Origin of the sequence: Methylobacterium sp. Leaf99, assembly GCF_001422375.1 — a bacterium.
GTDB lineage: Bacteria > Pseudomonadota > Alphaproteobacteria > Rhizobiales > Beijerinckiaceae > Methylobacterium.
This window is the reverse complement of sequence record NZ_LMMU01000001.1, coordinates 2,202,316-2,211,552: the sequence shown is the minus strand read 5'-3', so window position 1 is coordinate 2,211,552 and position 9,237 is coordinate 2,202,316. Positions and strand designations below refer to the sequence as shown.

The window sequence follows — 9,237 nt, the reverse complement described above, 5'->3', positions numbered from 1 at the left end:
GACAAAAACAGTGGATCATCCAGCCAAGGCCGGATCATCCATCCGATAAATCGTCTCCGAGATGTACCGGCCGCCGCCCCGAGACCCGTAAGTCCCGCTCGCCGCCGCCGATGACCGGGGTATACGGACCCCCAATCGCCCCGTCAACACCCCGGATGACAGGGACGCGAAATTTTTGCGACGGGCCCGGCGAAAGCCGCCCTTGGGCCACCTCGGCAGCGCAAGGGGCATTTCCGGCAGGATATGCCATCCCCCGGGTCCCAAAACCCCTCCCCCGCGCGGCCACCCTCGGACTCCGCTCGAACGCGGGGGGCTGGCGAAGCCCCCTCCCCTGCTGGTCAGGCGGAACGATCGTTCCGGGACCGCACGGCATCGCGCAGGGTGTAGGCGAGCGCGCCCAGCACCATGGCCGCGAGGGTGAACCAGGTCAGCGCATAGACGAGGTGGTTGTCGGGAAACGCCACGACCGTGAGGCCGCCCACGGGCAGGCCGCCGGGATTGGGCGTGGCGTCGGCGTCGACGAAGTACGGCGCCGCCCCCGAGAGCCCACGTGACGCCGCGATGCCTGCGACATCCCGCGAGTACCAGCGTCCCCCGGCCGGATCGTTGCTCCGCAAAAAAGCGCCGCCGGGCTCGGTGAGGCGCAGGAGTCCGGTGACGCGCACGGGGCCGGCGACCTGGCCGGTCGGCCGGGTGGCGGGGTCGCGCCGGTCCTTCGGCACGAAGCCGCGGTTGATCAGGATCGCGCCGCCCTCCCCCACCAGGGGGGTCAGCACCCAGAAGCCGGGCCCGGCCTCGGTGACGGCCTGGACCAGGGTCTCGCGGTCATGGGCGAATGCGCCGTCGGCGAACACGCGGGTGTAGGGCTCGCAGGGGCACCCGGTGGCCGGCACGGCGGCGGCCTGGAGGCGGGCGTCCATGCGGGCGACGAGGTCGTGCTTCCAGGCACGGCGCTGGAGCTGCCAGATCCCGAGGGCGACGAGGCCCGCCGCCAGGAGACAGGCGGCGACGGCGAGGCCCCACAGGCCCGGACGCAGACGGGTCGCGCTCATGGAACGCGACCCGGTTGCAGGACCGACACGACCGCCTTCATCGAACGCGGCCGACCGTGAAGAATCAATGCTGGTGCTGATGCGGCGGCGCCGCCGTCCCCGGCTCGACGGGCACCGATTGCGGGGCCGGCATGTGCATGCCGTGGTCGGCCGGCATCATGTTGGTGTCGAGGTGGTACATCACCCACACGGAGCCCACGAGGGTGATGAGCACCAGGGTCAGGGTGAAGATCAGGGCGAGAATCGTCCAGCCGCCCTCGGACCTGGTGTTCATGTGGAGGAAGTAGACCATATGGACCACGATCTGGACCACGGCGAAGGCCATGACGACGAGGCCGGTGAGGCGCGGCGCCCCCAGCACGTCGGACATCACCAGCCAGAACGGGATCGCGGTCAGCACCACCGACAGGAGGAAGCCCGTCATGTAGCCCCGGAACGAGCCGTGGCCGCCGGGCTCCTCGTGGACGTCGCGGCCGCTGCCGCGGACGTTGGCGTCCTCCGATGCGACGCTCATCAAAGGACTCCCATGAGGTAGACGAAGGTGAACACGCCGATCCAGACCACGTCGAGGAAGTGCCAGAACATCGACAGGCACATGAGGCGGCGCTTGTTCTCATCGCCGAGCCCGCGCAGCTGGACCTGCACCATCAGGATCACGAGCCAGACGATGCCGAGGCTGACGTGCAGGCCGTGGGTGCCCACCAGGGTGAAGAACGCCGACAGGAACGCGCTGCGCTGGGGCGTCGCCCCCTCGTGGATGAGGTGCTGGAACTCGTAGAGCTCGAGGCCGATGAAGCACAGGCCGAACAGGCCGGTGACGGCGAGCCAGAGCTGCATCCGCCCGCGCTTCTCCTTCTCCATCTCCAGCATGGCGAAGCCATAGGTGATGGAGGAGAACAGCAGCATCGAGGTGTTGAGGGCGACGAGCTTGAGGTCGAACAGGTCCTTGGGCGACGGCCCCGCGGCGTAGTTGCGCCCGAGCACGGCGTAGACGGCGAACAGGGCCGCGAAGATGAGGCAATCGCTCATCAGGTAGAGCCAGAAGCCCAGCATCGTCCCGCCCTCGGGATGGTGCTTGCCGTCCGCGTCGAGGAAGACCGGGGTGTCCCCCGGTCCCTTGAAGTCGTCGGCGGTGAAGGCCGCCGTGGAATGCGCCGCCATGATCCTAGACCCGTTCCGCCAGAAGCGCCGTGCGCGCATTCTCCGTCCGGACGACCTCGTCGGCGGGAATGTAGAAGTCGCGGGCGTAGTTGAAGGTATGGCCGATGGTGACCACCGTCAGTGCCACGAAGGTCAGGGCCGCGAGCCACCAGATGTACCAGATCATCGCGAACGAGAAGACGATGGAGATCACGCCGAGGATGAGGCCGGTGGCGGTGCCGCGCGGCATGTGGATCTTCTGAAAGCCGCTCAGGGGCCGGACGTAGCCGCGCTTCTTCATGTCCCACCACGCGTCATGGTCGTGGACCACGGGCGTGAAGGCGAAGTTGTAGTCCGGCGGCGGCGACGAGGTCGCCCATTCGAGGGTGCGGCCGTTCCACGGATCGCCGGTGAGGTCGCGCAGCTCCTCGCGCTTGAGGAAGCTCACCACCAGGGTGACGATGAACGAGGCGATGCCGAGGAGGATGAGGAAGGCGCCGAACGCCGCGATGACGAACCAGATCTGTAACGAGGGGTCGTCGAAGTGCTGCACCCGCCGGGTCACGCCCATGAGGCCGAGGACGTAGAGCGGCATGAAGGCGAACCAGAAGCCCGTGAGCCAGAACCAGAACGACATCTTCCCCCAGAACGCGTCGAGCTTGTAGCCGAAGGCCTTGGGGAACCAGTAGGTGATGCCGGCCAGCATGCCGAACAGCACGCCGCCGATGATGACGTTGTGGAAGTGGGCGATGAGGAACAGGGAGTTGTGCAGCACGAAGTCGGCCGGGGGCACGGCGAGCAGCACGCCGGTCATGCCGCCCACGGTGAAGGTCACCATGAAGCCGATGGTCCAGAGCATCGGCACGTCGAAGTCGATGCGGCCCTTGTACATGGTGAACAGCCAGTTGAAGATCTTGGCGCCCGTCGGGATCGAGATGATCATCGTCGTGATGCCGAAGAACGAGTTCACGCTGGCGCCCGAACCCATGGTGAAGAAGTGGTGCAGCCAGACGAGGTACGACAGGATGGTGATCACCACCGTGGCGTAGACCATGGACGCGTAGCCGAAGAGGCGCTTGCGCGAGAAGGTGGCGGTGATCTCCGAGAACACGCCGAAGGCCGGCAGGATCAGGATGTAGACCTCCGGGTGACCCCAGATCCAGATGAGGTTCACGTACATCATCGGGTTGCCGCCGAGGTCGTTCGAGAAGAAATGCGTGCCCACGTAGCGGTCGAGGGACAGCATCGCCAGAACGGCGGTGAGGATCGGGAAGGCGGCGACGATGAGGATGTTGGTGCAGAGCGCCGTCCAGGTGAAGATCGGCATGCGCATCATGCCCATGCCGGGGGCCCGCATCTTCACGATCGTCGCGATGAGGTTGATGCCCGACAGCAGCGTGCCGATGCCGGCGATCTGCAGGGCCCAGATATAGTAGTCGACGCCGACGCCGGGGCTCATGGCCGGTCCCGACAGGGGCGGATAGGCGAGCCAGCCGGTCCGGGCGAACTCGCCCACGAACAGGGACGCCATCACGGTCACGGCGCCCGCCACCGTCATCCAGAAGCTGAAGTTGTTGAGGAACGGGAAGGCCACGTCGCGGGCGCCGATCTGGAGCGGCACGACGAAGTTCATCAGGCCGGTGACCAGGGGCATCGCCACGAAGAAGATCATGATCACGCCGTGGGCCGTGAAGATCTGGTCGTAGTGGTGCGGCGGCAGGTAGCCCTCGTTGGGGCCGAACGCCATGGCCTGCTGGGCGCGCATCATCAGGGCGTCGGCGAAGCCGCGCAGGAGCATGACCAGGGCCAGCACGATGTACATGATGCCGATCTTCTTGTGATCGACGCTGGTGAACCAGTCGCGCCACAGGGGACCCCAGAGGCGGAAATAGGTGAGGCCGCCGAGGACCGCGAGGCCGCCGAGGCCGACCATGGCGAAGGTGATGAGCAGGATCGGCTCATGCAGGGGCACGGCGTCGAGGGTCAGTCGCCCGAACAGGAGCTTCTGAAGGTCCGGATTGGAGAACATGGGCCTGTCTCGTGAGAGGAGTGCCGAATCGGGAAGCGGGCGGAGGCGTCCGCGTTACTTGTTGAGCTGACCGGGGGCGACGGGATCGGCGCCGCCGGGTCCGTCGCTTTTCGTTTCGCCGCTCTTGGTTTCGCCGCTCTTGGGTCCGTCGCCCTTGGGGCCGTCCCCAGCCGGGGCCGCATCCCCGTGCGCGTGACCGGAATGATCGTGGCCGGAATGCTCCGATCCCGAATGCGGCTTGACCTCGGGCGCCGTGGATTTCGGCTTCATGCCCTGCGGCTGCTCGGGGCTGTGCGATGAGCGCCCGGACCCGCCCACGGTGGCGGCGTTGCCCTCGTCGCCGCGCTCGGCGTAGCGGTTGTCGTATTCGAGGCGGGCGCGGTTGGCTTGGCTGTCCTTGCCGGCGCCGCCCTTGGCGTCGATGGCCATCATCTCGTGCATGCACATCTTGCCCGGCACGGCGCACATGTTGAGCACCTGCCCGTAGAGGCCGGGCGCCACCGACGAGTAGAAGGTCACGGGCTCGCGCTCGCTCGGCCGCTCGAGTTCGAGGTAGGCCTCGCGGCTGAGCGGCTTGTTGCCCGCCTTGGCCTTGGCGACCCAGTCGTCGAAGCCGGCCTGATCGAGGCCGACGAAGCGGAAGTTCATGCGCGAAAAGCCCGAGCCGCTGTAATTGGCCGACATGCCCTCGAACATACCGGGCTTGTTGATCACCGCGTGCAGCTTCGTCTCCATGCCGGGCATGGCGTAGATCTGTCCGGCGAGTGCGGGAATGAAGAACGAGTTCATCACCGTGGCGGCCGTGATCTTGAAGGTGATGGGCACATCGACGGGGGCGGCGATCTCGTTGACGGTGGCGATGCCCTGATCTGGGTAGAAGAACAGCCACTTCCAATCGAGTGCGACGACCTCGACCACGAGGGGTTTGACGTCCTTCGGCAGGGGCCGCGACGCGTCGAGGCGGGAGAGCGGCCGGTACGGGTCGAGGGTGTGGGTGCTGATCCAGGTGAGCGCGCCCAGCGCGATGACGATGACCAGGGGGGCCGACCAGATCAGCACTTCGAGGTGGGTCGAGTGGTGCCAGTCGGGATCGTAGGCCGCCTCTTTGTTCGATTCGCGGTAGCGCCAGGCGAAGAACAGGGTCGCGACGATCACCGGGATGATGATCAGCAGCATCAGCCCGGTGGAGGCCAGGATGAGGTCGCGCTGCCGCGTGGCGATGTCGCCCGACGGCTGCATGAGCACCATGTTGCAGCCCGACAGCAGGCCGAACACGGGCAGGAGGAGGAGCGTGCGGAGGATTTTGACGGTCATGGGATCGGCTGACGCGGACTCGATGATGCCGCCCGTGCCGTGCCGCCGATGAGCGTCACGTCGAACGTGTCGCCTAGTGCGATGCAACAGACCGGCCTGACAAGGGGAAAGGTATGCTCTCAGGTAGGCGCTCGGAGCATAGCCAAACCCTTTCCCCCGAGGCAATGTCCCTTACCGCCTCAGGGGCACCGTGACGGGTGCGACAGGGCGGCGCCGGGCCTTGCGCTTTGACGCGGGCCCGCCTCAGGCCATAATCAGCACACCGACGGGGCGCGGCGCCGCGTGCGAGGCCGCCGCCCTCCGGACCCCGAATCCGCCCTCCGGGCACCCAGCCGGCCCGCATTCCGGGCCCCAGGCCCCGGGCCCCAAGCCAGTGAGCACACGTGCCCCGATGAGCGCAAACACCGCAGTGCCGTCCTCGTCGGAGGCGGAGCGCCACGCCCACGAGACCTCCTCGGACCACACGGTGGCGCCGGGCGAGATCGCCATCGGCGTGGTGATCGGCCGGGCCGCCGAGTATTTCGACTTCTTCGTCTACGGCATCGCCTCGGTGCTGATCTTCCCGAAGGTGTTCTTCCCGTTCGTGACGCCGCTGGCCGGCACGCTGTATTCCTTCGCGCTGTTCGCCCTCGCCTTCGTCGCCCGGCCCATCGGTTCGGCGATCTTCACGGAGATCGACCGGCGCCACGGGCGCGGGGTCAAGCTCACCATCGCGCTGTTCCTCCTCGGCGGCTCCACGGCGGCCATCGCGTTCCTGCCGAACTACGCGACGCTGGGCGCCACCACGATCTGGCTCCTCGCCGCCTTCCGGTTCGGCCAGGGCCTGGCGCTCGGCGGCGCCTGGGACGGCCTCGCCTCCCTGCTCGCCCTCAACGCCCCCGAGGGAAAGCGCGGCTGGTACGCGATGATGCCGCAGCTCGGCGCGCCCATCGGCTTCATGCTGGCCTCCGCCCTGTTCGCGTTCTTCCTCGCCAACCTGTCGGAGGCCGACTTCCTCGATTTCGGCTGGCGCTACCCGTTCTTCGTCGCCTTCACCATCAACGTGGTCGCGCTGTTCGCCCGCCTGCGCCTCGTGGCGACGGAGGAATTCGTCCGCCTCATCGAGATGCGCGAGCTCGAGCCGACGCCGGTGTTCGAGACCGTTCGGGTCCATGGCCGCGACATCCTCGTCGGCGCCTTCGTGCCGCTGGCGAGCTTCGCCCTGTTCCACCTCGTGACGGTGTTCCCGATCTCGTGGATCAACCTGTTCACCCAGCGCTCGGTGGGCGAGTTCCTCATGGTGCAGTTCGCCGGCGCCATGGTGGGGGCCGGCGCCATCGTGATCTCGGGCATCGTCGCCGACCAGATCGGGCGCCGCACCCTGGTGGCCGTCTCCGCCGGCCTCATCCTGCTGTTCGCGCTGGGCAGCATCGTCGCCCCGCTCTTGGTGGGCGACAGCGAGGTCGGGCAGACCATCTACGTGCTCGTCGGCTTCGGCCTCCTCGGCCTGTCCTACGGCCAGACCTCCGGCTCGGTGACGAGCAACCTCGGCACCCGCTACCGCTACACCGGCGCGGCCCTGACCTCGGATCTGGCCTGGCTCATCGGCGCCGGCTTCGCCCCCCTCGTCGCCCTGAGCCTGTCGAGCGAGTTCGGCCTGGCCTGGGTCGGCGTCTACCTGCTGTCGGGCGCCCTCGCGACCCTCGCGGCCCTCGGCTACAACCGGCGCACCTCGGCGGCGGCCTGAACGAAACGCCGTTCCACGGGGGCGTGGAACGGCGCGTCCCGCCTCAGGCGGACCGGTCGCGCCCGGCCTCGGGCGTGGCGTCCTCGTCCTCGTCGTCGGCGGTGGGGATCGCGTAGCGGTCCGTGAGCCAGCGCCCGAGATCGACGTCGGCGCAGCGGGCCGAGCAGAACGGCCGGAACTCCGCCTTGGCCTTCTTGGCGCAGATCGGACAGGCTTCCTCGGGGGCGGTGGGCCAGGGTATCGGGCCGGTCATGCCATGGTCCCCCAGGCTTCGCGAACGGGAAAGCCCTCGCCTTCCAGGAGGCTCAGGGTCTCGTAGAGCGGCAGCCCGATCACCCCGCTGTGCGAGCCGACGAGCTTGACCACGAAGGCGGCGGCGAGGCCCTGGATGGCGTAGCCGCCGGCCTTGCCGCGCCATTCCTCCGACGCGATGTAGGCCTCGATCTCCCGGCCCGACAGGCGCTTGAACCGCACCCGGGTCTCGACCAGGCGCTCGCGCCGGGTCCCCTTCGGCGACAGCACGCACACCGCCGTGTAGACCCGGTGCTGGCGCCCCGAGAGCAGGCGCAGGCAGTCGGCGGCCTCGTCGGCCACCTCGGCCTTGGGCAGGACGCGGCGCCCCACCGCCACGACGGTATCGGCCGCGATCACGAAGGCCTGGCGCATGTCGTCCCGCCGCCGCGCCGCATCGCCGGCGACGCCGAGCTTGTCCCGCGCCAGGCGCCGGGCGAGCTCGCGCGGCGTCTCGGACTTGCGCGGCGTCTCGTCGACATCCGCCGGCAGCAGGGCATCGGGCTCGATCCCGACCTGCTGCAGCAGGGCGAGGCGCCGGGGCGACGCCGAGGCGAGGACGAGGCGCGCCGCCTGCGGCGGCGGCGTGATGGGAGCGTCGGCCATCGTCACGTGCGAACCGTCATGCGAAATAAGGTATCCACCGGAAGGACTTGGGAGAAAGGCGGTCGGCCCAGTACGGCACCGTCCGCCACGCCGCCGGACGCTATCGGAATCCGGCCCGAATGGGAACGCACGCGCGCCCCCGCCATCAAGGCCGTGGACAACGCGACCGTCTCTGATATGGTCCCGATCGCGGCCCCCACGGCCGCACCGCCGGCCCAGGGCCGCGGCCGCGGGCGTAGTTCAGTGGTAGAACGTCAGCTTCCCAAGCTGAATATGCGGGTTCGATTCCCGCCGCCCGCTCCAATCTATCGCGTTGAAGCATCAGCCTTTTTGACGTCCGGCCGCTGATCTCGCGTTCGCCATGTCGGTTCACGACTTGGTTCTGACGGCCTGCCGTGTGGCGCGGAGCCCCGCAACGGCGGGTGATTTGTCCACCCCTCCCCCGGATCGCGAACGGCTTTCGGGATGCCCGCCGCGGTGGCGATGCGCCGCCATCCACCGGTCCCGGTTCGCGGCCCCTCGGCGCACGAGGGCGCCTGAGCGCGGCCACGGGGTCGTGGACCGCATCGCCGCTCCCCGCGCCGCGACGGACGGCGATTTCGCGCCCGATGCGGAGCCGTCCCGTGCAGCGCCGGCCGATGGGCCGTCGCAACGAGCCTGGGCCGCCGGTGGCGGGATTCGGAGGTTGTGTGACGGCGATCCGCGCCTCGCCCAAGCTCACGCCTGGCGGAGGACGTACAGGATTCCGAGCCCGGAAATGGTCGCTCCCACGAGGATGATACCGGCGAGCAGGGCGATCTCGAGCATGGGGGCGCCTTGGGGGAGAGCAAGCTCGCTCCACTTCAGGCGCTCACGGCGAGCGTGGGAGGTCCGTGGTCCAACGGATCGCCGCCGACCATGCGCCGGATCGAACGATCGACCTAGGGAAATGATGCTGCGACCCGGTGCGCCGGTCCGTTCGGCGTGACCCTCGGGTCGTTCCCGCCGATCGTGAAACCAAAGCTAAGTGTTGGCGCGCCCGAAAGGATTCGAACCTCTGACCCCCAGATTCGTAGTCAGAAGTTTAGCGACAACATAAG

8 protein-coding genes and 1 tRNA gene are annotated in these 9,237 nt (G+C 68.3%); 2 read left to right on the top strand and 7 right to left on the bottom strand.

Annotated features, from left to right (window positions below; translation table 11 throughout):
• Positions 1-338: 338 nt before the first annotated feature.
• From ASF28_RS10075 to cyoA, 5 genes are all read right to left on the bottom strand, one after another.
• Positions 339-1,052 (bottom strand): SURF1 family protein, encoded by a 714-nt coding sequence (locus ASF28_RS10075; RefSeq protein ID WP_056090937.1) that lies wholly within the window; start codon positions 1,050-1,052, stop codon positions 339-341.
• A gap of 64 nt (positions 1,053-1,116) precedes the next feature.
• Positions 1,117-1,566 (bottom strand): cytochrome o ubiquinol oxidase subunit IV, encoded by a 450-nt coding sequence (gene cyoD / locus ASF28_RS10070; RefSeq protein ID WP_082476101.1) that lies wholly within the window; start codon positions 1,564-1,566, stop codon positions 1,117-1,119.
• Entirely contained in the window at positions 1,566-2,213 is a 648-nt protein-coding gene (gene cyoC / locus ASF28_RS10065) for a cytochrome o ubiquinol oxidase subunit III (RefSeq protein ID WP_056090934.1), read from the bottom strand. The genes cyoD and cyoC overlap by 1 nt, the downstream gene beginning before the upstream one ends.
• A 4-nt stretch (positions 2,214-2,217) precedes the next feature.
• Positions 2,218-4,221, bottom strand: a complete 2,004-nt coding sequence (gene cyoB / locus ASF28_RS10060) for a cytochrome o ubiquinol oxidase subunit I (protein WP_056090932.1) — start codon at positions 4,219-4,221, stop codon at positions 2,218-2,220.
• Between the two features lie 54 nt (positions 4,222-4,275).
• Positions 4,276-5,535 (bottom strand): ubiquinol oxidase subunit II, encoded by a 1,260-nt coding sequence (gene cyoA / locus ASF28_RS10055; protein WP_082476100.1) that lies wholly within the window; start codon positions 5,533-5,535, stop codon positions 4,276-4,278.
• Positions 5,536-5,926: 391 nt separating this feature from the next.
• Between cyoA and ASF28_RS10050 the strand changes: the two genes are divergently transcribed.
• Positions 5,927-7,261, top strand: coding sequence for an MFS transporter (locus ASF28_RS10050; protein ID WP_056090929.1), 1,335 nt, complete (start codon positions 5,927-5,929; stop codon positions 7,259-7,261).
• Between the two features lie 43 nt (positions 7,262-7,304).
• Here the strand turns inward: ASF28_RS10050 and yacG are convergent, their stop codons facing one another.
• Together yacG and ASF28_RS10040 are read right to left on the bottom strand one after the other, a co-directional pair.
• Positions 7,305-7,514 carry a DNA gyrase inhibitor YacG gene (gene yacG / locus ASF28_RS10045; protein WP_056090926.1) on the bottom strand — a complete coding sequence of 70 codons (210 nt, stop codon included), beginning with the start codon at positions 7,512-7,514 and terminating at the stop codon, positions 7,305-7,307.
• Positions 7,511-8,158: a Maf-like protein gene (locus ASF28_RS10040; protein ID WP_056090924.1), complete on the bottom strand. Its 648-nt coding sequence runs from the start codon at positions 8,156-8,158 to the stop codon at positions 7,511-7,513. Before ASF28_RS10040 ends, yacG begins: the two co-directional genes overlap by 4 nt.
• A 229-nt stretch (positions 8,159-8,387) precedes the next feature.
• On the opposite strand from ASF28_RS10040, the gene ASF28_RS10035 reads away from it, so the two are divergent.
• Positions 8,388-8,461 (top strand) — tRNA-Gly (locus tag ASF28_RS10035).
• Positions 8,462-9,237 lie beyond the last annotated feature (776 nt).

What these genes read in the sequence shown, in the direction of transcription:
- ASF28_RS10075 (WP_056090937.1), bottom strand. Translation starts at nt 1,052, where the DNA reads ATGAGCGCGACCCGTCTGCGTCCGGGCCTGTGGGGCCTCGCCGTCGCC.
- cyoD (WP_082476101.1), bottom strand. Translation starts at nt 1,566, where the DNA reads ATGAGCGTCGCATCGGAGGACGCCAACGTCCGCGGCAGCGGCCGCGAC.
- cyoC (WP_056090934.1), bottom strand. Translation starts at nt 2,213, where the DNA reads ATGGCGGCGCATTCCACGGCGGCCTTCACCGCCGACGACTTCAAGGGA.
- cyoB (WP_056090932.1), bottom strand. Translation starts at nt 4,221, where the DNA reads ATGTTCTCCAATCCGGACCTTCAGAAGCTCCTGTTCGGGCGACTGACC.
- cyoA (WP_082476100.1), bottom strand. Translation starts at nt 5,535, where the DNA reads ATGACCGTCAAAATCCTCCGCACGCTCCTCCTCCTGCCCGTGTTCGGC.
- ASF28_RS10050 (WP_056090929.1), top strand. Translation starts at nt 5,927, where the DNA reads ATGAGCGCAAACACCGCAGTGCCGTCCTCGTCGGAGGCGGAGCGCCAC.
- yacG (WP_056090926.1), bottom strand. Translation starts at nt 7,514, where the DNA reads ATGACCGGCCCGATACCCTGGCCCACCGCCCCCGAGGAAGCCTGTCCG.
- ASF28_RS10040 (WP_056090924.1), bottom strand. Translation starts at nt 8,158, where the DNA reads ATGGCCGACGCTCCCATCACGCCGCCGCCGCAGGCGGCGCGCCTCGTC.